The sequence below is a fragment of the Adlercreutzia sp. CNCM I-6215 genome (genome assembly GCF_977072315.1).
The window spans coordinates 65,270-91,922 of sequence record NZ_CDRVMA010000010.1 but is presented as its reverse complement, the minus strand read 5'-3'; the positions used below and the strand labels follow the sequence as shown (position 1 = coordinate 91,922).

Below are 26,653 nucleotides of genomic sequence, written 5' to 3'. Positions count from 1 at the left end.
GTTCTGTTTCCTAGATCACCGCGCCTACGAAGGCGGCCAGAATGGGGATGCTCGCTATAGCCAGCACGGTGGTGACGAAGGTTCCCTGGGCCATGACGCGGGAGTTGCCGCCATACTGGTAGCAGAGCATGGTGCCGTTGGTGGCCACGGGCATTCCCGCCAGCACCACGGCCACCGAGAACATGAGTCCCGCCGGCACGAATGCGTGGAAGACGGCCCAGATGATGGCCGGCATCACGAGCAGACGGAACACCGAGCAGGTCCAAAGACGCGGGCCGCCGATGAGGTCGCGCACCGGCAGGTTCGCCAGCGACGAGCCGATGATGAGCAGCGCCGCCGGCGTGGTGATGGAGCCGAGCGTGTTCAGCGCATCTCCCAGAATCGGCGCGTAGTGGATGCCGCCTAGCGTGAGAAGCACGGCCGCCACGCACGACAGCATGACCGGTGTGACGAAAGTTCGCCAGGTGGTTTGCACCTTCACGTCGCCGTCGGTGTCCTGGGTGAGAAACCACGCGCCCACGGTGAATACGAAGAAGTTGAAGGGCAGGTTGAGCACGGCGGCGTACACGAGGGCATCGGGGCCGAAGATGGCCGAGAGCACCGGATACCCGATGAATCCGACGTTGCCGAAGCAGAGCATGAACCGGTACACGCCCCGATGCCCGTCGGGAATGCGCAAAAGCAGCGTGAAGGCGTAGGCCACAGCAAACATGACGAGGTTGCTCGCCACGGAAAGCCCCAGGCACAGCCATACTTCCGTTTGCGTGGGCAGCTCGGTGGCCGTGAGCACCGAGCCCAAAATCATGCCCGGCAGCGCGATGTTGATGACCAGCTTTGAAAGCATGCGGTCGAACTCGTCGTTCATGAAGCGCAGCCTCTTCGCGGCGTAACCTACCCCCACGATGACGAACAGCGTGACGATCTCTTGAAATATGCCGATCATGCCCGCGGTCATAGGGCGAAGCTCTCTTTCTCCGATTGCAGAACGCTCGCTCGATCCTTTGCGACCCTCGTCGGTCTTCTCGAGCAATTTGCAGGACAGATTGTGGCAAAAAAATCGAGTTGTTAGACTTTCAAGGGTGCGGCAAATGGATTTATGGAACGATTTGGGTCTCTTCAGGCATCGGATGCGGCTTCTTTCAGTGTTTTCGGCGTTACTGGCAGGTGCTGAATGAATCGAAATGTCTAACAACTCGAAATTCTTGCCCAAATTTGGACTTCCGATTGTCTCGCAGGCGAGGGCGAGGATGTCGCGACGCGCATTGCGGTTCCGACATCGCGTCCCCGCGTTGTAGAGGCTACGGGTTTTCTGGAAAGCGCGCGACGATGCGGCTCGTTGGCGTATACTGGCCAGCGCTGCGTTAGCTTCGTCGAAAGGATGAGCCCGTGTTCACCATCGGTTGTCATTTGTCCAGCGCCAAGGGGTATCTGAAGATGGCCCAGGATGCGGCCTCCATCGACGGGAACACGTTCCAATTCTTCACGCGCAATCCGCGCGGCGGCAAGGCCAAGGCCATCGATCCGGCCGATGTAGCCGCATTTCACGAGTTCGCTGCCGCCCACGGCATCACGACGTTTCTGGCCCATGCGCCCTACACCATGAACCCGGCAGCGGCCAAGCCCGAGACGCGGCAGTTCGCCATCGAGCTCTTAACCGACGACCTCATGCGTATGGAAAACACCCCCGGCCAGCTGTACAACATGCATCCGGGCTGCCATGTGGGCCAGGGCGCCGAGACGGGCATCGCGCTCATCGCCGACGCGCTGAACCAAGTGCTCGCGCCGGAACAGTCCACCACGCTGCTGTTGGAAACCATGGCCGGGAAGGGCACGGAGGTCGGCGGTCGCTTCGAAGAGCTGGCCGCTATCATCGACGCCGTGGAACTGAACAAGAAAGTGGGGGTGTGCCTGGACACCTGCCATGTGTGGGACGGCGGCTACGACATCGTCGGCGACTTGGACGGCGTGCTGGAAGAGTTCGACCGCGTCATCGGGCTCGACCGCCTGCGCGCCATCCACTTGAACGACTCGAAGAACCCGCTCGGCGCCCACAAGGACCGCCACGCCCCCATCGGCGAGGGCTGCATCGGCTTCGATGCGCTCGCCGCTGTGACGAACCACCCGACCCTGCGCGATCTGCCCTTCTTCTTGGAAACGCCCCAGGACGACCTTTCCGGCTGGGGCCGCGAAATCGCCGCCCTGCGGGCAGCGCATGCCGAGTAGCTGCCGCGTTAAATCACGAAGAAGTACACGCTAAAGAACTGCAGGCAGCTGGCGGCCAGCACGAACAGGTGAAAAATCGAGTGCATGTAACGCACCTTTTTGAAGATGTAGAACACGGCGCCCACGGTATAGCTGATGCCGCCGGCAACTAAGAGCCAGAAGCCTGCGGGGGCCAGCTCGGCGAACAGCGTCGGAATGAAAAACACGATGGACCAGCCGAGGGCCACGTAGAGCACGGCCGATATCCAACGGGGACGGTAGGTCCAGAAGGCTTCAGAGGCGATGCCGACAAGTGAGACGGCCCAGACGAAGGCGGCGAGCCAGACGCCGCCCACATGTCCCAAGGTGATGAGGCAGTAAGGGGTGTAGGTACCGGCGATGAGCAGGTAGATGCCGGAATGGTCGAGCACTTTGAACACGCGTTTGGCGCGTTCTGCTGCCAGCGCGTGGTACAGCGTGGACATGAGGTACTCCAGCAGTTGCGCGATGCCGTAGACGAGGGCCGCCGCCAATAGGATGCCGCCGCCATCTGACACCGACTTCACGATGAGAAGCACGAGGGCCGCCACGGCCAGGCCCGCCCCTACGCCATGGGTGACGGCGTTGAAGATCTCCTCGCCCAAGGTGTACTCGCGGCCGGGCTTTTTTCCGGAGCGCTTGATGAGCTCGCGAATTTCCGGCGACACCTTGGCCGCCGCCGCAGCGGCGTTGGGGGAGAGCTCGGGGTGGGCAAGGCGAATGTTGGGCACGATGACTCCTTTGGGTATGAGCTACTGCTGCTCGCGCAGGGCCTTCAAGATGGCGCGCTTTTTGGCCTGCTTGTCGGCGTAGGCCTGCTTCTCGGCGCGGGTGCGGGCGCGCTCGGCTTCGGCGGCAGCGCGCTCGTCGGCGTGGGCTGCAAGCTCCGCTTCGCGGGCGGCTCGTCGGGCGGCGCGGCGCTCCTCGCGCTCGGCGGCGGCCTCGGCGTCGGAGAAGCGGCAGCCGCAGTAGTTCTGGCGGTACATGCCGCCCTCGCGCGAGCGCCGGGTGGCTTCGTCGTAGAAGGGGCGGTAGTCGGCGAAGCGGGCCTCGATGCCCTCGCGGGCGCAGGCGCGCTGAAGTTCCTCGCGGATGATGCGGGTGTACTGGTAGGGGCTCACGGAAAGCGTGGTGCCCAGGGCGGAGTACCCGTGCTCGCGGGCGTAGCGGGCGGCCTCCTCGAAGCGCAGGCGGTAGCAGGCCCGGCAGCGGGCCTCCCGCGCCGCGCGGGCGGGGGAGGCGTCGCCTTCGAGGTCGCCTTCCTCGTCCGCAATCACTCCATACTTGGCTTCGGCGGCATTGCCGATGCGGCCGGCGGTGGTCTCCCACTTGTCGGGGTCGTAGGCGCCTTCCACGACTTCCAAATCAGCGTCCGCGGCCCACTCGCGCAGGGTGGCCAGGCGGTGGGCATATTCCTCGGCAGGGTGGATGTTCGAGTTCGCGTAGAACACGACGGGTTCCACCCCTTCCGAGCGCAAAATGCGGACCGGCTCCAAGGAGCACGGTCCGCAGCAGGCGTGCAGAAGAAGCCTGTCCTCGTTCTCGGGCGCAGGCTGCATAGCTGAATCGGTTTTCGTGGTCTCTGTCATGACGCCTATGCTAGCACATTGTCGTCTGGCAATGTGCCGGTGAAAAAAAACGAGCCGCCCGCAAAAGGCGACTCGTCGATAACGATATGCTGCGAGGCCTACTTGCCGGCCAGGGGGCTCGGCACGGTGTAGACGCGGGCGGCGCAGGCCTGATCCAGGTCGTACAGGCCCTTCGGGTCGCCGCCGAACAGCTTCATGTTGGTGATCATGGTGTCGGCGTTGTCCTCTTCCTCCAGCTGCTCGTCGATGAACCAGCCGAGGAACTTCTGGGCGCGGTAGTCGTGGGCCTCAAGCGCCGCGGCGTAGATGTCGTTGATGAGCGAGGTCACGTACTGCTCGTGCTCCATGGCGGCCTCGAGCGGCTCCAGGAAGTTCGCGAAGGTCTTGTCGGGCATGTCGATGGCCAGAAGCTTCACGGCCTCGCCGTTCTCATGCAGGTAGTTGCGGAAGATCATCGCGTGATCGCGCTCTTCCTGAGCCTGGATCTCGAAGTAGTTAGCGTAGCCGGACAGGCCCTCCTCCTCGTAGTAGTCGGCGAAGGAGAGGTACAGGTAGGCGGAGTACAGCTCCTTGTTGATCTGGTCGTTGATGAGCTCGTAGACCTTGGCGTCCATAGTTGTCCTTTCTCGTTGGTCGGCGCGATGCCGTCTGGCGCAGCGGGGCGTTGAGCGTGGGATCCGCACCCGCGCAGCCGGCGCGGAACGCCGACGCTTCTTGGTGAACCGCATGACAGGATACCGCGAAAACCCTTAATCTTCGTGGCAAATCTATGCAAATAACCCGCTTTTAACGAAAGCGCCAGACGGCGCGCACCGCCGCACCTTCATAATGGCTCCCGAGAATTGAAGGAAAGGGAATGCGCGCATGCTGCAGCTTAAGAATATCTGCAAGTCCTACACCACGGGCGACTTCACCCAGGTGGCCTTAAACGACGTCTCCATCTCGTTCCGCGACAACGAATTTGTGGCGATTCTGGGTCCGTCGGGCTCGGGCAAGACGACGCTTTTGAACGTGATGGGAGGTCTTGACCACTACGACTCCGGCGACATGATCGTCGACGGCATTTCCACCCACCGCTACAAGGACCGCGATTGGGACACTTTCCGCAACAACCGCATCGGGTTCGTGTTCCAGAGCTACAACCTCATCCCGCACCAGACCATCCTGCAGAACGTGGAGCTGGCGCTGACGCTCTCGGGCGTGGGGAAGGCCGAGCGCACCCGCCGCGCCAAGGAGGCCCTGGCATCGGTCGGGCTGTCCGAGCACTTGAACAAGAAGCCGAGCCAGCTTTCGGGCGGTCAGATGCAGCGCGTCGCCATCGCCCGCGCGCTCATCAACGACCCGGAGATCGTGCTGGCCGACGAGCCCACCGGCGCCCTGGATTCCCATACTTCCGTGCAGATCATGGACCTGCTCACGCAGATCGCCAAGGATCGCCTGGTCATCATGGTCACCCACAACCCGGAGCTGGCGGCCGAGTACGCCACGCGCACGGTGAACCTCGCCGACGGCGTCATCCGCTCGGATACCGATCCCTACTTCCCCACGGAAGAGGAGATGCACGCCTCGCGCAAGCCCATCCGCAAGACCTCGATGAGCTTTCTCACGGCGCTCGCGCTGTCGGCGAACAACCTTATGACCAAGAAGGGCCGCACCATCATGACGGCCTTCGCCGGCTCCATCGGCATCATCGGCATCGCGGCCATACTCGCGCTCGCCAACGGCGTGGACAACTACATCGAGCGCACCGAGGAGGAGACGCTGTCGGTGTACCCGCTGCAGATCATGTCCACGGGCTTCGACATGACGGCGCTCATGGGCATGGCCGTCGATGGGAGCACGGGCGACGGGGGAGATGCGACGGGCGAGGGCACCGGCGACGACCCGCTTGCGGAAATGGGCCTTCAAGGTGGCAAGAACGGGGACGAGAACGACCCGGCCGCCGACGGCAACGTGCCCGAGACGCGCATGGTCACCGACATGTTCGCGAGCCTGGAGAACAACGACCTCGCCTCGCTCAAGCTGTTCTTCGACGAGAACGGCGGCGACATCAACAGCTACGTGAACTCCATCGAGTACTCCTACAACGTGGTGCCCCAGATCTTCGACGGCAACACCGAGGACGGGGTGCGCCAGATCAATCCGGACACGACGTTCTCCGCCTTCGGTATGGGCTCCGGTTCGTCCAACGCGCTCATGTCGTCCATGTACTCCACCGATGTGTTCAGCGAGATGATGGGCAACACCGCCATTGTGGAGGAGCAGTACGACGTGAAGGCGGGCCGGTGGCCTTCCGCCTACAACGAGTGCGTCGTGGTGCTGACCGCGAACGGCACGGTGCCCGATCTGGTGAGCTATGCCCTGGGGCTGCGCGATCACGCGGTGTTGGAGGACATGATCGACCAGTTCATGAACGAGGAGGACGTGGAAAGCCCCGACGACAACCTCACGTTCACCTACGACGAGATCATGGGCGTGTCGCTGAAGATGGTGCCCGCCGCCGACTTCTACACCTATGACGAGGAGAACAAGATCTGGGTCGACAAAACCGGCGACGAGGAGTACATGAAGGGGCTCGTGGACGCCGGCGAGGAGCTGAAAATCGTCGGCATCGTGCAGCCGCGACCGGACGCGAAGGCCACGGCGCTTTCCATGGGCATCTACTACACGCCCGAGCTGACGCGCCATCTGATCGAGCAGGCCTCCGAGACCGCTATCGTGCAGGAGCAGCTGAATTACCCGACCATCGACGTGTTCAACGGCAAGGAGTTCACCGAGGAAGAGGAATCGGGCTCGGATTTCTCTATGGAGAACCTGTTCAGCATCGACGAGGAGGCGCTGCAGAACGCCTTCAAGTTCGACGAGTCGAAGCTGAACATGGACACGCATGCGCTGGGCGAGGGGATGTCGGCGAGCGATCTGCCGGCGATGCCCGGGCTCGATGCAAGTGCGTTGAACCTGGATGTGACCTCCGCCTTCAACAGCGACGCCATGGGCGAGATGATGGGTGCGGCGCTGGCCGGCTACACCCAGGCCCTCGGCGCCGCCTATGCCCAGGCCGCGGCGTCGGGCACGCCGCCGGACTTCCAGACGCTGGCGCAGTCGACGCTGGAGTCCTACGCCCAAAGCCCCGAGCTGCAGGCCATTATGGGGCAGTACGCGGCGCAGATCGTCGATGCCAACGCCCTGCAGAAGGAGATGGCAACGAAGATCTCCGCAGCCCTGGAATCTTCCATGAAAGCCTACATGGAGCAGGTCATGGCCACGATCACCGCCAAGACCCAGGCCTCGGTGCAGAAGGTGATGGGCGACATGGCGGCGAGCATTCCTCTGGCCATGTCCGTGGATACCGGCGCTTTCCAGAACGCCTTCCAAATGAAGATGACCGAAGAGGAGCTGACCGAGCTCATCATGTCGCTCATGAGCAATGGGACGCGGTCCTTCGATGCGAACCTGAGCAAGTTGGGTTACGCGGAGCTTTCTAAGCCCTCGCAGATCGACATTTATCCGGATAATTTCGAGGACAAGCAGCAGGTCATCGCCATTCTGGACGACTACAACGACCGCATGGTGGCCTCGGGGCAGGACGACAAGAAAGTTTCCTACACGGATTTCGTGGGCACGCTCATGAAATCGGTCACGACGATCGTGGACATGATCAGCTACGTGCTCATCGCGTTCGTGGCCATATCGCTCGTGGTGTCGTCCATCATGATCGGCATCATCACCTACATCTCGGTGCTCGAGCGCAAGAAGGAGATCGGCATCCTGCGCGCCATCGGCGCGAGCAAGGGCGACATCTCGCGGGTGTTCAACGCCGAGACCATCATCGAGGGCCTGACGGCGGGCCTTATCGGCGTGGGGGTCGTGGCGCTCGTGTGCATTCCGGTCAACGCCATTGTGTACGGGCTTCTGGACGTGCCCGACATCGCCATGCTGCCGCCGGTGGCGGGAGCGATCCTCGTGGCCATCAGCGTGTTCCTGTCGTTTGTCGCCGGCCTGTTCCCCGCCATGGCCGCCGCCCGCAAAGACCCGGTTGAGGCGCTGCGCAGCGAATAGTTACGCGTCGTTGCCGATGAGGCCGTTGACGAGGGCGGACACCAGCGAGATGACGATGGAGGCCACAAAGGCGCTGCCGAAGCTGGCGATGTAGAAGCCGGCGCCGAACAGCCCGTTGGCGAGCCATGCGGCGATGTAGAGCAGAAGCGTGTTCACGACGAGGTAGAAGATGCCCAGGGTGAGCACGGTCACAGGCAGTGAGAGGATCTGCAGAATCGGCTTGATGGACATGTTGATGAGCGACAGAATGAGTGCGAAGAACACGATGCCCACCCAGGATGCGCTGTTGCTCAAGATCTCGATGCCCGGCACGAGCCACACGGCGGCGGCGACGGAGATGGCGGTGACGATCCAGCGAATGATGAAGTTCATAAGTGCCTCCTTTTCCTGTGGCCCCATTATGTCAAAATGAGGCCATGACGAGAAAACATGACAACAACCCGAAACGCACCAGTAACCGCCCCGCCAAACCCAAAGCGCTCCGGGCCAACCTGCCGCGCCTTAAACGCTCCGGGGCCGATCCCGCAGGGGGCAACCTCGGTCACCCCTTGTCCCAGACCACCAAGGATGCGGGGAAGGGCTCGGCGTGCGCCCTCTGTCCCGCCTTCGGGCGCTGCGGCGGCTGCAGCCGGCTTGATGTTCCCTATGCGGATCAGCTGCTTGCGAAGGAGCAGCAGGTGGCCGCTCTTTTCGAAGGCATCGCCCCCGCCGACGCCCTGCTGCCCATTCTGGGCATGAACGACCCTTTCCATTACCGTAACAAGGTGATTTCCCCTTACGCCCCGGCCAAGGGCGCAAAGCGCAAGGGGAAAGATGCCAAGCTCACCCGCGCCGACATCCTCACGGGTATGTACGAGGTTGGCACCCACCGGCTCATCCCCACCGATACCTGCGCCATTGAAAACGAGACGGCCAAGAAGGTGACGCTCGCCATCCGCGACATCATGGCCCGCTGGGGCATGGAGCCCTACAACGAGGACACGGGCGCGGGCTTCGTGCGCCACGCCGTGGTGCGCGTGGGGCACAAGAGCGGGGAAGTGCTCGTCACCGTGGTGACCAACGGCGAGGAGTTTCCCGCGTCGAAGGCCTTCTGCCGCGAGCTTGCGCGCCGCGTGCCCGAGGTGACCACCATCGTGCAGAACGTGAACACGCGCCAGACCAATGTCATCTTGGGCGACAAGGAGCGCGTGCTCTTCGGCCCCGGATTCATCTTGGACACGCTGTGCGGACTCACGTTCCGCATCTCGTCGCAGTCGTTCTACCAGGTGAACGCCACGCAGACCGAGGTGCTTTACGACGAGGCCATCCGCTTGGCGAATCTTACGGGCGTCGAGACGGTTATCGACGCCTATTGCGGCACAGGCACCATTGGGCTGGTGGCCGCGAGCCGTGGGGCGGCCCGCGTTATCGGCGTCGATTCCGTGGAGGCGGCCATCCGCGACGCCGCCAACAACGCCCGCCACAACGGTGTGGAAAACGCCGAGTTCGTGGCGCAGGACGCCACCGCTTTCATGAAGGAGCTTGCAGCATCGGAGGAGCGTCCGCAGCCCCTCGTCCTGCTCATGGATCCGCCGCGGGCCGGTTCCACGCCCGAGTTCCTCGCGGGCGCCGCGGCGCTTGCCCCCGAGCGCATCGTCTACATCTCGTGCAACCCCGCAACCCAGGCCCGCGACGTGCGCCAGCTGGTGAAGAGCGGCTACGAGATGCGCGCCATCCGGTCGGTGGACATGTTCCCCCACACCGACCACGTAGAATCCATCGTCATGCTGGAACGGGAAGACAGGCGCGGAGGGGCACGGGGTGGTGCTCACCGAGCGAGGACTGTTTGAGCGACTGAGCATTACCCCGCGCCCCGGCCCCGGTGAGTTGCAAGAAGAAGGAAGGGAAAATGACTGACTTGATTGAAGGAACCCTCGAAAAGGCCCGTGCCGCCATCGCAACTCACGACCTGGCGGTGCCCGATGCCGCCGTCCTGCTCATGGTATCCGGCGGCTCCGATTCCACGGCGCTGGCGTATTTGGGCGCTGCCCTGCGCGAGGCGGGCGATGTGGGACCGGTGGCCATGCTGCACGTGAACCACCAGTTGCGCGGCGAGGACGCCGATGCCGACGAGCGCTTCGTGGCGGCTTTGGCCGAGGCGCTGGATATCCCGCTGTTCATCTGCTCCATCGACATCGCTGCCGAAGCCGAGCGCAGCCGCGAGAACGTGGAAGCCGTGGCCCGGCGCGAGCGCTACCTGGCCGCCAACGAGGCGCTGCGCTCGATGTGCCAGCACGAGGGTCGTCCGCTCTCCGAGGCGCGCATCTTCACGGCTCATACCGCCGACGACCGCATCGAGAACTTCTACATGCGCTCCATCGTGGGCACTGGCCCCGGCGGTTTCCGCAGCATGCTCTACCGCAACGGACCCGTGGTGCGTCCCCTGCTCGACATCACCCGCGACGAGCTGCACGACTACCTCTCCGCTCGCGAGGCGGCGGGGGAGACCGTGGTCCGCGATGAGTCCGGCGCGCTCTGGCGCGAGGACGCCACCAACGCCCACACCGACCGCTTCCGCGCCTATGTGCGCCACAAGATCGTGCCGGTGGCCAAGGAATGGAACAGTGCGCTGCCCGAGGTGCTGACCCGCTCGATGAACCTCATCGCCGACGAGGACGACATGCTGCAGAACATGGCCGAAAAGCTGGCCGAGGAGTCCGCGGAATGGGTGGCCGAGGACGACACCTTCGGCATCGACCGCTCCGAGGGCTTCCGCCTTCTGCCCGCTTTTGGAAAAGCGGAGCGCCCGCTGCAGCGTCGCGCGGTGCTGCGTCTTTTGGAAGCGATGCTCGGCCCGGATGCGCGGGTGGAAGCCGCTAGCGTGGAAGCCGTGCTCGCTGGCTTCGCGAATGGCGCGCCCAACAGCGGGTATGTGGCCAATATCCAGTATGATCTGGCCGTGAGCGCGAACAAGCGGGGTGTCCTCGTGGAGCCCATGGCCTATTTCCGAGCAAGAAGGAAGAAGCATGACTGAGAGAACCGACGAATTTGCCAACGAAGTCGCCGCGAAGGTAGCTGCCGATGAGCTGCAGCAGGCCGTGGAAGAGGAAGCGGAAGCGGAAGCTGCGACTGCGCCCACCTTCGAGGTGATCCTCGCCTCCAGCAGCCCGCGCCGCCGCGAGCTTCTGGATGCGGCCGGCGTGAAGTTCACGGTGCGCACGCCGGCGACCCCGGTGGACGAGTCGCTGGAGCCCGATTTGGCCGCCGACCCCGAAGAGGCCGCCAAGAAGCTCGCCGAGCGCAAGGCCGGCGCGGTCATTCAGGAGGTGCTGGCCGAGAACTACACCGGCATGCTCATCGTCATCGGCGCCGACACCATGGTGGTTCTCGACGGCAAGATCTTCGGCAAGCCCCGCAGCGCTTCGGACGGCAAGCACATGCTGCGGCAGCTGTCCGGCCGCACCCACGAGGTCATCACGGCCGTGTCCGTCTGGATGGTGGCCGCCCCCAACGCCGAGGACGTGTCGCTGGGCTTCCGCACCTTCGCCGACAAGAGCTACGTCACTTTCCGCGACCTGACCGACGAGGAGATCACCGAGTACCTGCGGAAGGGCGAGTCCTTCGACAAGGCCGGCGCCTACGCCATCCAAGGTGAGGGGGCGGCGCTCGTTGACCACTACGACGGCTCCCTCGACACCATCATCGGCCTGCCTACGACACGCCTCATCAAGGAATTCCCCGACCTCGTGAACGCCGAGGCCGCAGAATGCTAAGCGATCAATGTTGGCTGAGTCTTGCGGTTGCGTGACGCCGGGCTCTGGCATGCCGCCAGTATCGATGCGGCCCTTAGCGGCTCGATGACAATTAGCGCACATAATTTGTGGCGTTGCTGTCTTACGGCTGTTCGAGAAAAGGTCTTTGGTAAACTGGACTGCGATTAAAGAGCGCTGCGGCGTTTGCGCGAGGAGCGCGCGCTGCGGGCAAAGAGAAAGTGGTTCACGTGCATAACGACATCTCAGAGATACTTTTCTCCGAGCAGGATCTGGCGATACGCGTGCGCGAGCTGGGCGAGGCCATCACTCGCGACTATGCCGATGTTGCCGGGGATGCGGGCATTGTGGTCGTGTCCATCCTGCGCGGCGGGGCGGTGTTCACCTGCGACCTCATCCGCGCCATCGATCTACCGCTGGAAGTGGACTTCATGGCCGTGTCCTCCTACGGCAACGGCGCGAAGAGCTCCGGTGTGGTGCGCATCCTGAAGGATCTCAGCACCGACATCCGGGGGCGCCACGTCGTCATCGCCGAGGACATCATCGATTCAGGGCTCACGCTGAAGTACCTCCTGAAGAACCTGCAGTCCCGCGAGCCGGCGTCGCTTACGGTGGCGGCGCTCATGCGCAAGGACACGCCGGCCCAGGCCGACATCCCGTGCCGCTATATCGGCTTCGAGTGCCCCGACGAGTTCATCGTCGGCTACGGCCTCGACTTTGCCGAGCATTACCGCAACCTCCCCTACATCGGCGTTCTGAAGCCCGAGATCTACCAGTAAAGGCAGCAATCAACTATGGCAGACAACAATCCCAAGAAACCAATCCCGCCGGCGTCGACCCAGCGCACCACGATGGTCATGGTCATCATCCTCTTGGCCGTGGCGTTTTTCGTGGGCAGCCAGTTCATGCGTACCGGCGCCATGGGCACCACCGTGACCGATCAACTCATCACCTCCGAGTTCACCCAGGCGGTGGAGCAGGGCCGCGTGAAGTCGGTCACCTACTCCGCCGGCGACTACACGGTGTCGGGCACCTACTTCCCGGCGGCCACCGCCGGCGCAGAGGCGGCCGGCGCCTTCAACGGGGCCTTCGACTCACTGAACGCCCTCATGGCGACCGAGCACGGCGATGACGGCAAGGCGCTTGGCGGCGTGGCCACCACGACGCTCGATCCGGCCACGCTGGGCAAAGAGCACAACTACACCTCCACCTACGTGGGCTCCGATTCGCTCGGCGAGCTTCTGGCGGCACATCCCGACATCTCCTATCAGGTGACGTTGCCGAGCCCCTTCCTGGAGGTTCTGGCCACGCTTCTGCCTATCCTCATCATCGGTGGCCTTCTGATGTTCTTCTTCTACAAGATGCAGCAGGCCAACAATTCCCAGATGAGCTTCGGGAAGAACAAGGCGAAGAAGACTCTGGAGGAGCGCCCCGATGTGACGTTTGCCGATGTGGCTGGCGTCGATGAGGCCGTGGAGGAGATGCAGGAGATTAAGGACTTTCTGGCCAATCCCGCCAAGTACCAGTCCATGGGCGCGAAGATTCCGCGAGGCTGCCTGCTCGTGGGCCCTCCGGGCACCGGCAAAACCCTGCTCGCGCGCGCTGTGGCCGGCGAGGCGGGCGTGCCGTTCTTCAGCATCTCGGGCTCGGACTTCGTCGAGATGTTCGTGGGCGTGGGCGCGAGCCGCGTGCGCGATCTGTTCAAGGACGCGAAAGAGGCTTCCCCCGCCATCATCTTCATCGACGAGATTGACGCGGTGGGGCGCCAGCGCGGCACGGGCCTCGGCGGCGGCCACGACGAGCGCGAGCAGACCTTGAACCAGCTGCTCGTGGAAATGGACGGCTTCGAGTCCAACGACTCGGTGGTGCTCATCGCGGCCACGAACCGCGCCGATGTGCTCGATCCGGCGCTTTTGCGCCCCGGCCGCTTCGATCGCCAAATCGTCGTGGACACCCCCGACGTGAAGGGCCGCCAGCGCATTCTGGAAGTGCATTCCAAGGACAAGCCCATCGGGTCGGATGTGGATCTGGCGAAGATCGCGAAGATCACCCCGGGCTTCACCGGCGCCGATCTGGCGAACCTCATGAATGAGTCGGCCCTGCTCACGGCGCGGCGCGGCAAGAAGATCATCACCATGCGCGAGGTGAGCGAGTCGATGGAGCGCGTTATCGCCGGCCCGGAGAGCAAGGGCCGCGTGATGAACGAGAAGACCAAGCACACCATCGCCTACCACGAGAGCGGGCACGCGCTCGTGGGGCATTTGCTCGACCATGCCGATCCGGTGCACAAGATCTCGATCATCTCGCGCGGCCGGGCGCTGGGCTACACCCTCTCCATTCCCGACGAGGACAAGGTTTTAAACTCGCTTTCCGAGATGAAAGACGAGCTGGCGGTGTTCATGGGCGGTCGCGTGGCCGAGGAGATCTTCTGCGACGACATCACCACCGGCGCCTCCAACGACCTTGAGCGCGCGAGCAAGATGGCCCGCGCCATCGTCACCCAGTACGGCATGAGTCCTTTGGGCACCCAGGTGTTCGGCCAGCCCAACCACGAGGTGTTCTTGGGCCGCGACTACGGCAACACCCAAGATTACTCCGAGGAGACGGCCCGTCGCATCGATGAAGAGGTGGCCAAGATCATGAAGGAGGCCCACGATAGGGCCCACGCGATTCTGTCCTCCCACGCCGATCAGATGGATCTCATGGCCAGCGTGCTGCTCGAGCGCGAGACCGTGGAAGGCGAGGCCTGCGAGGCGCTGCTCGACAACAAGTGGGACGAGTACCTGGCGCGCGAGGACGACATCATCGCCGCCAAGGAGGCGGAAGAGGCCGCGGCCCGCGCCAAGGACGCCGAGCTTCTGGCGGCTCAGGGAGAGGGCGACGGCGCGAACGGCACGCCGGGCGCAGCGGGTGGCTCGGGCGCAGCGGTCGATCCCGACGCCGGCGAGACGCTGGCCGACCCGAATTGGAGAGACGAGCCGGTAGAGCCGGGCGACCAGGATCCGAACGCCCCCTTCCGCACTCCCGCCGAGAATGCCGATCGCTCCGATATGCCCACCCAGGCCGAGGTGAACGCGGAAATCGACCGCGAGGACGACATGGATTCCTCCGCCGATGCTCCCGACCCGGACAAGAGGGATTAGCGGCCGGCTTCTCCGGGGGGCTGAGAGCGAGACGCGATTTCCCGATTTCCACCTGAATGGCCCTTAGATTGGCGCGATTTCCCGATTTCCACCTTCCAGCGCCCGCTGCGAGGTGAAAATCAGGAAATCGCGCCTCTTATTTTGGCGTCGCCTTGCTATGGCTGTCTTGCCTTGGCTGCTTTGTCATGGTCGCCTTGCCGCGGCGTTCTTGAAAGCGGCGCGCCGCCTCCGGGCGTTCTTTTTTGTGCGCGAGCCCAATCTTGAAGCCCACTCTAAGAGATAATACGGTACACTCATCAGAAACCAGTGTACACGGGCCTTTTGCGCCGTTACACTTATCGGCTAAGAATCAAAGGGAGGAAACGCCGAGAAAGACGAGGCTTCAGCATTCATGATCTGGCATTGCGGACAATACGACTTCGACACCAGCACGCCCCTCATCATGGGTATTTTGAACGTGACCCCCGATTCCTTCTCCGACGGCGGGGCGTACCTCGATCCCGAAGCGGCCGTGGAGCACGGGCTTGACATGGTGCGCGCCGGGGCCGCCATCGTGGATGTAGGCGGCGAGTCCACGCGCCCGGGCGCCACGCCCGTCACGCCTGAAGAGGAGTGGAATCGCATTGGGGATGTCGTCGCGGCCCTCGTGGAGGCCGGCATCTGCGTGTCGGTGGACACGCGTCATGCCGAGGTGGCGACTCGCGCTCTGCATGCCGGCGCTTCCATCGTCAACGACGTGTCTGGCTTCCGCGATCCCGCCATGGTGGAAGCGGTGCGTCGCTGCGGTTGCGGGTGTGTGGTCATGCACATGAAGGGCGAGCCGGCCACCATGCAGAACGACCCCGTCTACGAGGACGTGGTTGCTGAAGTGCGCGACTACCTGCGCGATGCGGCCGCTGCCTTGGAAGCGGCCGGCGTCGATCGCTCCCGCATCTGCGTCGATCCGGGCCCCGGCTTCGGCAAGACTCCCAAGCAGACCATCGAGCTTATGCGCAACCTCCACGAGATCGTGCATCTGGGCTATCCGGTCATGGTGGCGGTCTCGCGCAAGCGCTTCGTGGGCGAGGCCTACCAGGTGGAGGAGCTTCACGACCGCGACGTGGCCTCGGCGGCCGAAGCGCTGCTCGCCTGCGAGTTGGGGGCGAGCGTCGTGCGCACCCACAATGTGGAGATGACGGTCGCCGCGCTGAAGGACTTGCGGCCGGCGGTGCTCTTGGGCCTGGGGTCGAACGTGGCGCTGGTGGCCGAGCCCGGCGAGGAGACCGAGGCGAAAATCGCCCAGCTCAATCTTGCCGTGGGCCATCTGTGCAGCCTGCCCGACACCCAGATCGTGGACATGTCCTCGTTCTACGAGAGCGAGCCGGCCTACTACGAGGATCAGGATGCCTTCGTGAACGCCGTCGTGCTCCTGCGCAGCGGCCTTCCGCCCAAAGAGCTTTTGGGGTATTTGCACAGCATCGAGAACTCCCTCGGCCGCGTGCGCGCCATTGAGAACGGCCCGCGCACGCTCGATATCGATATTCTCGACTACCAGATGTACGTTGCGTCCGACGACGAGCTCACGCTTCCGCACCCGCGCGTGACGGAGCGCGATTTCGTCGTGAAGCCTGTGCTGGAGATTCTGCCCGGCTGGGAGCTGGCGGATGGAACTCCCGTGGGGCGCGTGCCCGAGGCCGAGCGCGTCGGGAAGGCGAGGAGGATCTAGCCATGAAGCTGACGGTGCTTGACGAGGTGACCTCTACCAACGAGGTCGTGAAGAACGCGTTGCGCGAGGGAAAGGCCGAGGGCCTCATCGTGCGCGCTCGGCGCCAGCTGAGCGGTTACGGCCGCCAGGGCCGCGAATGGGACAGTCCCGAGGGCGGCCTGTACATGTCCATCCTGCTGCGCCCCGACGTGGCCGGCAGCGGCTTGGCCACTTTGAGCCTGGTCGTGGGCCTTTCGGTCCAGCGCGCCTTAGGCCAGGTGGCGGCGCCGCAGTTCGAGGACGGCATCCAGGTGAAATGGCCCAACGACGTGATTTATATGCCCGCCGACTGCCAGCGCGCCGACGAGTACCGCAAGCTCTGCGGCATCTCGCTGGAGGCGTGCGGGGGCGGCGTGTGCGTGGGTATCGGCATCAACGTGTTCCGCCCCGAGGTCGACCGTCCCGTGCAGGGTCGCAACGTTCCCGAGTACATGGCGGATATCATGCCGGCCCCTGAATCCGTCCCGGGGCATTTCGTGTCACTGGCCCAGGCCATCGCGGCATTGCCGGAGCGCGAGCAGGCTGCTCGTCGCGAGGAGGTCATCACCGACATCCAGCGCGAGGTCATCGCCCGCATCCTCGTGAACTACGGTCGTTGGCGCGAGCTCGGCTTCATGCCGACGTTGGGCAGCTACGAGGGCTCGTCCTTCCTCACCGGTCGCGCGGTGCGCATCGAGGACGCCGCCGGCACCGCTACTTTGGAAGGCACGGCCACTGGCGTCGACGAGCGCGGCCGCCTTCTCGTCCGCACCGCCGACGACACCGTCCCCGTCGCCTCCGGCGAGGCCCACGTCATGGTGATGCCGTAAGGGCTACAATAGCGCCGAAGAGAAGAAAGGCGCGAAGGCATGAGTGACGAGAAGAAGCTTGACGGGGAATTGAAAGAGGGCGCAGCTGCGCAGGGCGAGCGCGAGCTTGGTGTGGACGCCCAAGCAGCCGGAGATCCGCGCGGGGAGCGGTTGCGCGCCTCGTCGGCGGGTGACGACAAGGTGCTGCGGATGGGGACGGCCTCCATTCCGCGGCTCATTACGGAGTTCGCCATTCCGTCGGTGGTGGGCATGCTCATCAACGGCTCCTATGCCATCATCGACTCGGTGTTTCTGGGGCACGCGGTAGGGGAGATCGGCCTTTCGGCCATGACCGTGGCCAACCCCATCATGATCGTGTTCATGGCCATCGCCATGCTCATCGGCAACGGCGGCAACGCGCTGGCGGCCCTGCGCCTCGGCGAGGGCAAGCGCGACGATGCCGAGCGCGCCCTGGGCAATGTGGTGTCCTTGAGCCTCGTTGCTGCCGTCATTGTGCTCGTCATCGGGTGGAATCCGGCGCTGGTCTCCTGGGTGCTCGATTTGGCGAGCGCCACACCGGAGGTGCGCCCCTACGCCCAGACGTTCATCCAGATTCTCTGTGCCGGCTTCATCTTGCAGTGCATCGGCCTTGGCGTGAACAACTTCATCCGCACCTGCGGCGCCCCTAACCGGGCGCTCGGCACCATGGTCATCGGTCTGGTGGGCTCGGTGGCCTTCAACGCCCTGTTCGTTCTGGCGCTCGGCTGGGGGGTTATGGGCAGCGCTCTGGCCACGGTGCTCGGCTGGGCCTGTTCGTGTTTGGCGGTGCTGCAGTACTTCTGCCTGCGCAGCGACGTTCCCATGCGGCTGCGCTTGCCCGCCATGCGCCTGAGCTTTTCCATGGATCGCACCATTCTCGCCTTCGGGCTGCCGAGCTTCTGTGTGCAGGCGGGCATGGCCATCGTGAACTTCGTCATCAACTTCCAGCTGGTGAAATACGGGGCCCTGACGCCCATCGGCGCCGACGACGCGTTGGCGGCCATTGGCGTGGTGCAGCGCATCGGGCAGTTCTCGGTCATGCCGCTCATCGGCATCGCCATCGCCCTGCAGCCGCTGCTCGGCTTCAACTACGGCGCTCACAACGTCAATCGCGTTCGCAAGACGCTGTGGTACGGCATTGGGGCGGCGTCTTCCATCTCGGTGCTCATGTTCATCATCGTCGAGGTGTTCGCGGTGCCCATCGCCCATGCCTTCGGTATCTCCCACGACGGTCTCGTTGATTTCACGGCTTTCGCCATCCGCGTGCAGTTCCTCATGCTGCCCTTCGTGGGCTTCCAGATCGTCAGCTCGAACTACTTCCAGGCCACGGGCCAGCCGGCCAAGTCGGTGTTCCTCACCTTGACGCGCCAGATTCTGTTCCTCGTGCCCTTGCTGTACCTGACGCCTGTGGTGCTGCCGCAGCTGTTTCCGCAGTTCACCGGATTGGACGCATTGTACTTCGCGGCACCGGTGGCTGACTTCCTCTCCATCTTCACCACGGCCATCTTCGTGGCCTGGGAAATGGTGCGCCTCCGCAAGCTCGCCGCGATGTACGATTAGGTTTTGGGCACTTGCACAAATTTATTGGCATGGTGGCCCGTTAGCCGCTGAAAGAGCAGTGCGCGGGCTCTGGGACGCGCTCGACCCCTACGATGGACTCCTTCGAGTGGAAGGAGAGATGCATGGAATCAACGAAGACGCGCAGCGAGGCGACCCAGCGAACGCGGTCGGTGGTCTTTGTCGGCTTGACCATCGCCATCATGGCGGTATCGGCCTGGGTGGTCGTGCCCTTGGGTCCCATTCCCTTCACGCTGCAGATGTTCGCCATCACGTTTGCCATAGTGGTGCTGAGTCCCAAGGAGGCCATTGCGGCCATCACGGGCTACTTGCTGCTGGGTGCGGTGGGGGTGCCCGTGTTCTCGGGCATGCGCGGTGGAATCGGTGTTCTGGCCGGGCCGACGGGCGGCTTTCTGTGGGGATACCTCTTCGGCGTGGCGGCTGCCGCGCTGTTTTTGCACGCGGTGCGCACGAGGCTCGGTATGGCCGGCGGCAAGAATGCGCCGCGGCTCACTCGCGCGGAGAAGACGGCCATGACGCCGCTCCAGCGCGCGGGTGCGTTTCTGCGCAGCTTCGGGGTAGAGATTATCGCCGGCATCATCTTTACGGCTATCGCTTACGTGTGCGGGTGCGTCCAGTACATGGTGGTGGGGCACGTGGATCTGGCCACGGCGTTCCTCACGGCGGTGGCGCCGTTTATGGTCGTTGACCTCTGCAAGATCGTGGCCGCCGTCATCTGCGCCGACGCCGTCCGCGCCGCCGTGCGGTAGGCGTCTCGTCGCTGCTAAATCCTCGAGCAAATGCCAGTTGGGCCCCGAAATGGTCGTCCGCGTGTTGCCATAACGGGGCCGAACTGGCATTTGCTTGCCATTTCACCCCTTAACGGGCATCGCAGCACGCCATAACGGGGCCGAACTGGCATTTACCCTTAGAAAACGGTCGGTAGAAACCCGTCGCTAAAAGGGAAGGCTCCCGCTCGGGAGCCTTCCCTTCATGGGAGCAGATTTCTCGCGAGTTGGCTTACGCCTTGAAGCGGTAGCCGTAGCCGCGTACCGTTTCCGCGAGGGCCGGATCGTAGCCGGCGGCGTGAATCTTGTCACGCAGACGCTTGATGTGGGTGTCCACCGTCTTGGTCTCGGTGAGGTACTCCCAGCCCCAGGCGTCGCGGAGCAGATCCTCGCGGGAGACCACCTTGCCGGCGTTCTTCATGAGCGAGGCCAGAAGCTCGAACTCGCGGGGCGTCAGGTCGATCTCGCCGTGGTCGCCGGCGGCGGTGTGGGCGTCCTCGTCCAGCGTGATGCCCGAAGCGGTGATGGAATTGCTCGCGCCGGGGAACTCGCCGCCCTGGCCGCGGCGCAGAAGCGCGCGGACGCGGGCGATCAACTCGCGCACGCCGAAGGGCTTGGCGAGATAGTCGTCGCCGCCGATTTCCAAGCCGACGACTTTGTCCAGCTCGGTGTCGCGGGCGGAAAGGAACAGCACGGGGGCCGTGGTCTTCGAACGCAGCCGACGGCACAGCTCGTAGCCGTCCATGCCCGGCAGCATAATATCCAAGATAAACAGATCATAGTTGTTGGCGCTTGCCAACGCGAAGGCGTCCTCGCCGTTGTCGACGACGTCGGTCTCGTAGCCCTCCTTTTTCAACGCGTAGCTGACGAATTCGGTGATGGAAGGCTCGTCGTCAACGACAAGGATGCGGCTCGGTGTCTCTATCATGGTCTTGCCTTTCTCTCGTCATATCGACGAATGCCCGTCGGGGGCATATCGTTGAGACATTGCTATAATCTCTCATGCGCTAACTATACGCAAATAAGCCCGCAGGGCCGGAAAACTGAGGAAGATTGTCATAATTATGTTACTTGCTATTGACATCGGTAACACCCATACCGTAATCGGGGTCTACGCGGGGGATTCTCTGCGCGCGATGTGGCGAATCGCCACCAATCGGAAGGCGGCGGCCGACGAGCTGCGCATCGTCTTCTCCACGCTGTTTTCCCTCGAGAGCCTCGATCTTTCCCAGGTGCGCGCCTCGGCGGTCGCCTCGGTGGTGCCCCAGCTGACCAAGGCCTGGATGCAGGCCATCAAGGACGCCACCGGCGCGCGGTCGCTGGTGTGCAATGCCGAGACGGCCGAGGGCCTTTTCGACGCCGATTACCCCAACCCCCGCGAGATCGGCGCCGATCGGGTGGCCGATGCGGTGGCGGCCCGGGCGATCTACGGGGCGCCGGTGGTGGTGGTCGACTTCGGAACGGCCACGAACATCGAGGTCATCGATCGCGACGGCCGCTTCCGCGGCGGCGTTATCGCGCCGGGCGTGCAGACTTCGGCCAACGCGCTGTTCACTCACGGCGCTCAGCTGCCGGACATCGCGCTGGTGGCGCCGCCGGCGGTCATCGGCACCAACACGGTGGAGGCCATCCAGTCGGGCATCATGCTAGGGGAGGCCGATCGCGTGGACGGCCTGGTGCGCCGCATCTTCGACCAGCTGGGCTATTCGGCGAAGGTCATCGCCACGGGCGGTCTGGCGCCGGTCGTCGAGCGCTACTCGAGTACCATCGACGAGGTGAACACCGAGCTGACGCTGGAAGGCCTGCGCCTTATCGCCGATCGCGCCTACCGCTAGGGGCTGTTGGGCGCGGATGCCTTCGGGAATCCCCGCAATGAGGGGAAGTTGCGCCCTTTGGGGATAGAGGGGCGACGGGGCGCGGCCGCATCGCTAGAATGGGAGCGTCAGCGTTTGGTCGGCAGGACGATTCCTTCCGCCGGCGCTGCGCCATCTATCGATGAGGCTGCCAGGTACGCCTGCGCGCCGCGACATGAGAAAGAAGGGCCCGACGTGTTGACCGACATTGAAATTGCCCAGGCGACCGAACCGAAACCTATTGGCGAGATCGCTGCCATTGCCGGCGTCGACGAAAAGTACCTTGAGCTGTACGGAAACTACAAGGCGAAGGTCGATTACAACCTGCTGCGCGAGGAGGAGCACGCCCCGGGCAAGCTCATCCTGGTGACCGCAATCAATCCCACGCCGGCCGGAGAGGGCAAGACCACCACGACGGTGGGCCTGGCCGATGCGCTTTCGCTGCGCGGCAAGAACGTGGTCGTGGCGCTGCGCGAGCCGTCGCTCGGCCCGGTGTTCGGTATCAAGGGCGGTGCGGCCGGTGGCGGCTACGCCCAGGTTATTCCCATGGAAGACATCAACCTGCATTTCACCGGCGACTTCCACGCCATCGGTGCGGCCAACAACCTGCTCGCGGCGCTGCTCGACGCGCACATCCAGAACGGCAACGAGCTCGGCATCGACGTACGCAAGATCACCTGGAAGCGCGTGGTGGACATGAACGACCGCCAGCTGCGCCACATCGTGGACGGCCTCGGCGGCAAGGCCCATGGTGTGCCCCGCGAGGACGGCTTCGACATCACCGTGGCCAGCGAGGTCATGGCCATTTTTTGCTTGGCCACCTCCATCACCGACCTGAAGGAGCGTCTGGGCCGTATTGTGGTCGGCTACACCTACGACGACAAACCCGTCACAGCCCACGATCTGAAGGCCGAAGGCGCCATGGCCGCGCTGCTGAAGGATGCCCTGAAGCCGAACCTCGTGCAGACGCTGGAGGGTACCCCGGCCTTCGTCCACGGCGGTCCCTTCGCCAACATCGCCCACGGCTGCAACTCCATCATGGCCACGCGCATGGCCATGGCGCTCGGCGACTACTGCGTCACCGAGGCTGGTTTCGGCGCCGATCTGGGCGCGGAGAAGTTCCTCGACATCAAGTGCCGCCTCGCCGGTCTTAAGCCCGATGCGGTGGTGGTCGTCGCCACGGTGCGCGCGCTGAAGAACCACGGCGGCGTGGCCAAGGCCGATCTCAACGAGGAGAACCTGGAGGCGCTGGAGGCGGGCCTGCCGAATTTGCTGCAGCACGTGGAGAACATCACCAACGTGTACAACCTGCCCTGCGTGGTGGCCATCAACGCCTTCCCGACCGACACCAAGGCCGAGCTGGACCTGGTGGAAGCCAAGTGCCGCGAGCTGGGCGTGAACGTGGCTTTGTCCGAGGTGTGGGCGCGCGGTGGCGAGGGCGGCCTGGCCCTGGCCGATGAGGTGGTGGCCTTGTGCGAGAACGGGGATGAGGCCGGGCGCTCCGCCGACACCTTCACGTTCTCCTACGAGGACGACCTGTCCATCGCCGAGAAGATCGAGGCCATTGCCAAGCGCGTCTACCATGCCGACGGCGTGGTGTTCGAGCCCGCGGCGCAGAAGGAGATCGCGCAGCTGGAGGCCCTGGGCTTCGGAGAGATGCCCGTGTGCATGGCCAAGACCCAGTACTCGTTCTCGGACGACGCCACCAAGCTGGGCGCTCCCCGCGATTTCCAGATCACGGTGCGCCAGGTGAAGGTGTCCGCCGGCGCCGGCTTCATCGTGGCGCTCACCGGCTCCATCATGACCATGCCGGGCTTGGGGAAGGCCCCCGCCGCCCATAAGATCGATGTGATGGAAGACGGCACGATCACGGGGTTGTTCTAGCATTTACGTAGTTGTCCGGGCTCGGACTCGGAGCGGAAGTGCCGTGCTCAAACAACATTGAAGTGCACCGTCGGAGTTCTGCTCCGGACGTGCTTCGTGCACTTCAATGAACTGCGCGCGGCACCACCGCACCGAGTCCGAGCCCTGCTTTTTCGGAAAGAAGGGTTTGCGTGGTCGATACCGAGTTTGTGGAGGCGCTGGCTTCAAAGGCCCCGACTCCCGGTGGAGGCGGGGCCTCGGCCTATGCGGGGGCGCTTGCGTCGGCGCTGGCTTCCATGGTGGGCAACCTCACCGTGGGCAAGAAGAAGTACGCCGATGTCGAGGAGCGGATGCGGGCCGAGCTCGTCGAGCTGGACGACACGCGGGCGCACCTGCTGTCGCTCATCGACGAGGACGCTCGCGCCTTCGAACCCCTCGCTGCCGCTTACGGGATGCCCAAGGACACCGATGCTGAGCGTGCGGCCCAGAACGCGGCGCTGCAGAAGGCGCTCGTGGGCGCCTGCGAGGTGCCGCTTGAGATCATGGCCTGCTGCCTGCAGGTCATCGAGTCCTGCGTGTTCGTGGCCCGGCACGGCTCGGTGCTGGCTCTCTCGGATGCCGGGGCGGGCGCCGTGCTCGCCAAAGCAGCGCTTATGGCGGCGAGCCTGAACGTGGTCATCAACATCGGCTCCATGGATGATGTCGAGCGGGCCGACGTCTACCGCAATCAGATGGAGGACCTTCTCGCCGCAGGGGGCGCCATGGCCGATGAGGTGTACGCCGATGTCGTGAAGAGGCTTAGCTGATGGCGAGGATTCTGTACGGCAAGGAGGTATCCTCGGCCCTGTGGGAGCGCCTGCTGCCCCGCATCGACCGCTTGCGGGCGCACGGCGTGGCGCCGACGCTCGCCATTGTGCGCGTGGGGGAGCGGCCCGACGATTTGTCCTACGAGCGCACCTGCGCCCGCCAGGCCGATCTCCACGGCATCGCCGTGCGTCGTTTCGTGCTGCCAACGGAGGCGACGCAGGCTGAGCTGGAAGCGGTCATCGATGCCGTGAACGCCGATCCGCGCATCCACGGCTGCCTTATGTTCCGTCCGCTTCCGCCGCAGATGGACGAGCGCGCCGTGTGCGATCGCCTGTCCCCGGCCAAAGATATCGACGGCATCGGGTCGGCGTCGCTGGCCGGCGTGTTCGCCGATACCGGCGAGGGTTTCCCGCCGGCTACGGCCCAGGCCTGCCTGGAGACGCTGGATTTCTACGACATTCCCGTTGCGGGCAAGCGAGTGGTGGTGCTCGGGCGCAGCCTCGTGATCGGCCGACCGGTGGCTATGATGCTGCTCGCGCGCCACGCCACCGTGACGCTGGCCCATTCCCGCACTGCCGATGTGGCCGCCCACACCCGCGAGGCCGACATCGTCGTGTGCGCCACCGGCCGCGCCCGCGCCTACGGTCCCGAGTACTTCTCGCCGGGCCAGACGGTGCTCGATGTGGGCATCAACTTCGATGCCGCCGGCAATCTCTGCGGCGATGTGGACTTCGGCGCCGTGGAGCCCGTGCTGGGGCCCGAAGGCGCCATCACGCCGGTGCCCCGAGGCCTCGGCGGCGTGACTACGAGCGTCACTATGGCCCACGTGGTGCAGGCGGCCGAGGCTGGGCAGCGCTAGGGGCGGACGACTCGTGAAACGTGCCTTGCCCCTTGGGGACAGATGGCGGGTATAATGGTGGCGGCCCCCATGGGGCCGCGCGCGACCGGTTCTGATTCGAGAGGAGAGAGGTTGAACAAGCTGCGCATCCTGCTGCTCGCGCTGGCCTACGCCTGCTTTTGGTCGCTGTTCGTGCTGTTCCCCTACCCGGCGAACGTGCTGCCCGAGTCCCATGCCTCCTACGTCGCAGGCCCCGTCTTCGCCAGCAACCTCATCACGCTCGTCACCATGGCCCTTATGGGTGGGGTGCTCGTGGTGTTTCGCGACAGCCTGGCCGAACGGGTGGCCGGCAGCACGGCGGCCATCGTCGGGTCCGGCGCCTTGCTGCTCGCCTGCGCGGCCGCGCTCGTTGCCAGCGCCGATGCCGGAGCGGTCCCGCGCTGGATGATGGCTGCCTACCCCGCCATCATGGCGCTTTACGGCGTAGTGATTGCCCTGGCCCTCGCGGCGGCATCGCGGCGCTTGACCCCTCGGGACAACGCCGTCGTGCTCGCCCTCTCCCTGCTTCTGTCGTTTCTAATCGGCGAGGCCATCGTGGCGCTTACGGATCCCCTGCCCACCGGCGACATCTCAAACCCTTTCATGTTCGCCCTGAGCAGTATCTTCCTGGTGATTCTCGGCCACATTGGCTGCGATGCCCCCAAAGCACCGCTTCCGTCCCGCCTCGCGCCGTCCCTTTCGGGGCGCGCCGCCGTGCCCGCGACGGCCATTCTGCTTTGCTACCTACTGGGAAGCGGGGCGTTCATGAGCCTCTCGTCGGTGGCTCGGGGCGAGACCTGGTTTTCCGATGGATGGATTCACTGTGCCTTCGCCCTCGTGCTCTATCCGGCCTTCTGCCTCTTCACCCTCGCCGCATGGCGGCAGCGGCGCGCGGCCTTTCCGTGGCTCGGCTTCTTCATCCTCTGCATCGCCTGTCTCTACTGCACCGCCCTGCTCTACTCGCCGTTGGCTGTGCTGTGCCGGGCCTTGATCCTGTCAAGTCGCCCCATGGCCATCACGCTGCTGTGGGTGGCGGTTCAAGAGGGCATGGGAGCGCGGGACCTCCCTTGGTGGCTGGCTGCGGTCGCTGCGCCCATGCTCATCGTGGCCGTCGACTGCGCCATCCATACCGTCGGGCTTATCGGGCTCTCTCCCGGACAGATGGACTCGGTGGTCAACGCCGTCATGCTCGTCACGGCCTTCGCCATGACGCTGGGGATGCTCTGGTTCGTGCGCCTGCGCCCTGACGGTGCCGAGCCCGCAAGCTCCGAATGCGCTGCAGGCGCCGCCGATGTATCGGAGATTCTCGCCGCCATGGCCGATGCCCATGGGCTGAGCGAGCGGGAGGGGGAGGTGCTCGGGCTGCTCTATCGCGGCAACACCCAGAAAAAGATCGCCGAGCGCCTGTTCCTTTCGGTGAGCAGCGTGCAGACCTACGCGAAGAGCCTCTATCGGAAGCTCGGCGTGCACTCGCGCCAGGAGCTGATCGACATGGTTAACGAGGCCGCGAATGGAAACGACCGGGCCCGCTGAGGGGCCCGGTCGCAAAGGGAGGG

22 protein-coding genes are annotated in these 26,653 nt (G+C 64.3%); 16 read left to right on the top strand and 6 right to left on the bottom strand.

The features are described from left to right. Positions 1 to 10 precede the first annotated feature (10 nt). Positions 11 to 955 carry an AEC family transporter gene (locus ACW4LP_RS08805; RefSeq protein WP_455803728.1) on the bottom strand — a complete coding sequence of 315 codons (945 nt, stop codon included), beginning with the start codon at positions 953 to 955 and terminating at the stop codon, positions 11 to 13. A 431-nt stretch (positions 956 to 1,386) separates the two neighbouring features. Here ACW4LP_RS08805 and ACW4LP_RS08800 point away from each other — a divergent pair, with 431 nt between their 5' ends. Further along, complete coding sequence (locus tag ACW4LP_RS08800) at positions 1,387 to 2,223, top strand: deoxyribonuclease IV (protein WP_455803727.1); 837 nt, start codon at positions 1,387 to 1,389, stop codon at positions 2,221 to 2,223. An 8-nt stretch (positions 2,224 to 2,231) separates the two neighbouring features. On the opposite strand, the gene trhA is transcribed toward ACW4LP_RS08800, so the two are convergent. From trhA to ACW4LP_RS08785, 3 genes are all read right to left on the bottom strand, one after another. Further along, positions 2,232 to 2,972, bottom strand: coding sequence for a PAQR family membrane homeostasis protein TrhA (gene trhA / locus ACW4LP_RS08795; protein WP_455803726.1), 741 nt, complete (start codon positions 2,970 to 2,972; stop codon positions 2,232 to 2,234). Between the two features lie 21 nt (positions 2,973 to 2,993). Then, on the bottom strand, positions 2,994 to 3,830 hold the full coding sequence (locus ACW4LP_RS08790; protein ID WP_278981985.1) for an epoxyqueuosine reductase QueH: 837 nt from the start codon (positions 3,828 to 3,830) through the stop codon (positions 2,994 to 2,996). A 98-nt stretch (positions 3,831 to 3,928) separates the two neighbouring features. Beyond that, entirely contained in the window at positions 3,929 to 4,444 is a 516-nt protein-coding gene (locus tag ACW4LP_RS08785; protein ID WP_161127646.1) for a ferritin, read from the bottom strand. Between the two features lie 250 nt (positions 4,445 to 4,694). On the opposite strand from ACW4LP_RS08785, the gene ACW4LP_RS08780 reads away from it, so the two are divergent. Then, positions 4,695 to 7,889: an ABC transporter ATP-binding protein/permease gene (locus tag ACW4LP_RS08780; RefSeq protein WP_455803725.1), complete on the top strand. Its 3,195-nt coding sequence runs from the start codon at positions 4,695 to 4,697 to the stop codon at positions 7,887 to 7,889. Here ACW4LP_RS08780 and ACW4LP_RS08775 read toward each other — a convergent pair whose 3' ends face one another. After that, the gene (locus tag ACW4LP_RS08775) at positions 7,890 to 8,261 is read right to left on the bottom strand and encodes a phage holin family protein (RefSeq protein WP_022740483.1); all 372 of its coding nucleotides are present in this window, start codon (positions 8,259 to 8,261) and stop codon (positions 7,890 to 7,892) included. 44 nt (positions 8,262 to 8,305) lie between these two features. Here ACW4LP_RS08775 and rlmD point away from each other — a divergent pair, with 44 nt between their 5' ends. The 9 genes from rlmD (at position 8,306) to ACW4LP_RS08730 (ending at position 19,679) form a co-directional block, all read left to right on the top strand. After that, the gene (gene rlmD, locus ACW4LP_RS08770; RefSeq protein ID WP_455803724.1) at positions 8,306 to 9,718 is read left to right on the top strand and encodes a 23S rRNA (uracil(1939)-C(5))-methyltransferase RlmD; all 1,413 of its coding nucleotides are present in this window, start codon (positions 8,306 to 8,308) and stop codon (positions 9,716 to 9,718) included. Between the two features lie 59 nt (positions 9,719 to 9,777). Then, positions 9,778 to 10,902: a tRNA lysidine(34) synthetase TilS gene (gene tilS, locus ACW4LP_RS08765; protein WP_114548810.1), complete on the top strand. Its 1,125-nt coding sequence runs from the start codon at positions 9,778 to 9,780 to the stop codon at positions 10,900 to 10,902. After that, complete coding sequence (locus tag ACW4LP_RS08760; RefSeq protein ID WP_173112145.1) at positions 10,895 to 11,641, top strand: Maf family protein; 747 nt, start codon at positions 10,895 to 10,897, stop codon at positions 11,639 to 11,641. The genes tilS and ACW4LP_RS08760 overlap by 8 nt, the downstream gene beginning before the upstream one ends. 227 nt (positions 11,642 to 11,868) lie before the next feature. Next, entirely contained in the window at positions 11,869 to 12,417 is a 549-nt protein-coding gene (hpt, locus tag ACW4LP_RS08755; protein WP_114548831.1) for a hypoxanthine phosphoribosyltransferase, read from the top strand. Between the two features lie 15 nt (positions 12,418 to 12,432). After that, positions 12,433 to 14,781, top strand: a complete 2,349-nt coding sequence (gene ftsH, locus ACW4LP_RS08750; protein ID WP_455803723.1) for an ATP-dependent zinc metalloprotease FtsH — start codon at positions 12,433 to 12,435, stop codon at positions 14,779 to 14,781. A gap of 391 nt (positions 14,782 to 15,172) precedes the next feature. Beyond that, positions 15,173 to 16,486: a dihydropteroate synthase gene (folP, locus tag ACW4LP_RS08745; RefSeq protein ID WP_114548808.1), complete on the top strand. Its 1,314-nt coding sequence runs from the start codon at positions 15,173 to 15,175 to the stop codon at positions 16,484 to 16,486. 2 nt (positions 16,487 to 16,488) lie between these two features. Continuing rightward, the gene (locus ACW4LP_RS08740; protein ID WP_114548807.1) at positions 16,489 to 17,334 is read left to right on the top strand and encodes a biotin--[acetyl-CoA-carboxylase] ligase; all 846 of its coding nucleotides are present in this window, start codon (positions 16,489 to 16,491) and stop codon (positions 17,332 to 17,334) included. 39 nt (positions 17,335 to 17,373) lie between these two features. Continuing rightward, entirely contained in the window at positions 17,374 to 18,912 is a 1,539-nt protein-coding gene (locus ACW4LP_RS08735) for an MATE family efflux transporter (protein ID WP_455803722.1), read from the top strand. Between the two features lie 122 nt (positions 18,913 to 19,034). Beyond that, positions 19,035 to 19,679 (top strand): biotin transporter BioY, encoded by a 645-nt coding sequence (locus tag ACW4LP_RS08730; protein WP_114548806.1) that lies wholly within the window; start codon positions 19,035 to 19,037, stop codon positions 19,677 to 19,679. 250 nt (positions 19,680 to 19,929) lie between these two features. Here the strand turns inward: ACW4LP_RS08730 and ACW4LP_RS08725 are convergent, their stop codons facing one another. Further along, entirely contained in the window at positions 19,930 to 20,625 is a 696-nt protein-coding gene (locus ACW4LP_RS08725; RefSeq protein WP_455803721.1) for a response regulator transcription factor, read from the bottom strand. Between the two features lie 136 nt (positions 20,626 to 20,761). On the opposite strand from ACW4LP_RS08725, the gene ACW4LP_RS08720 reads away from it, so the two are divergent. From ACW4LP_RS08720 to ACW4LP_RS08700, 5 genes are all read left to right on the top strand, one after another. Next, positions 20,762 to 21,532: a type III pantothenate kinase gene (locus ACW4LP_RS08720; protein WP_114548805.1), complete on the top strand. Its 771-nt coding sequence runs from the start codon at positions 20,762 to 20,764 to the stop codon at positions 21,530 to 21,532. A gap of 213 nt (positions 21,533 to 21,745) precedes the next feature. Then, positions 21,746 to 23,434: a formate--tetrahydrofolate ligase gene (locus ACW4LP_RS08715; RefSeq protein WP_114548804.1), complete on the top strand. Its 1,689-nt coding sequence runs from the start codon at positions 21,746 to 21,748 to the stop codon at positions 23,432 to 23,434. Between the two features lie 170 nt (positions 23,435 to 23,604). After that, positions 23,605 to 24,219 carry a cyclodeaminase/cyclohydrolase family protein gene (locus ACW4LP_RS08710; RefSeq protein ID WP_227070346.1) on the top strand — a complete coding sequence of 205 codons (615 nt, stop codon included), beginning with the start codon at positions 23,605 to 23,607 and terminating at the stop codon, positions 24,217 to 24,219. Continuing rightward, positions 24,219 to 25,079, top strand: a complete 861-nt coding sequence (locus ACW4LP_RS08705; RefSeq protein ID WP_114548802.1) for a bifunctional 5,10-methylenetetrahydrofolate dehydrogenase/5,10-methenyltetrahydrofolate cyclohydrolase — start codon at positions 24,219 to 24,221, stop codon at positions 25,077 to 25,079. Before ACW4LP_RS08710 ends, ACW4LP_RS08705 begins: the two co-directional genes overlap by 1 nt. A gap of 111 nt (positions 25,080 to 25,190) precedes the next feature. Next, complete coding sequence (locus ACW4LP_RS08700; protein ID WP_455803720.1) at positions 25,191 to 26,630, top strand: LuxR C-terminal-related transcriptional regulator; 1,440 nt, start codon at positions 25,191 to 25,193, stop codon at positions 26,628 to 26,630. Positions 26,631 to 26,653 lie beyond the last annotated feature (23 nt).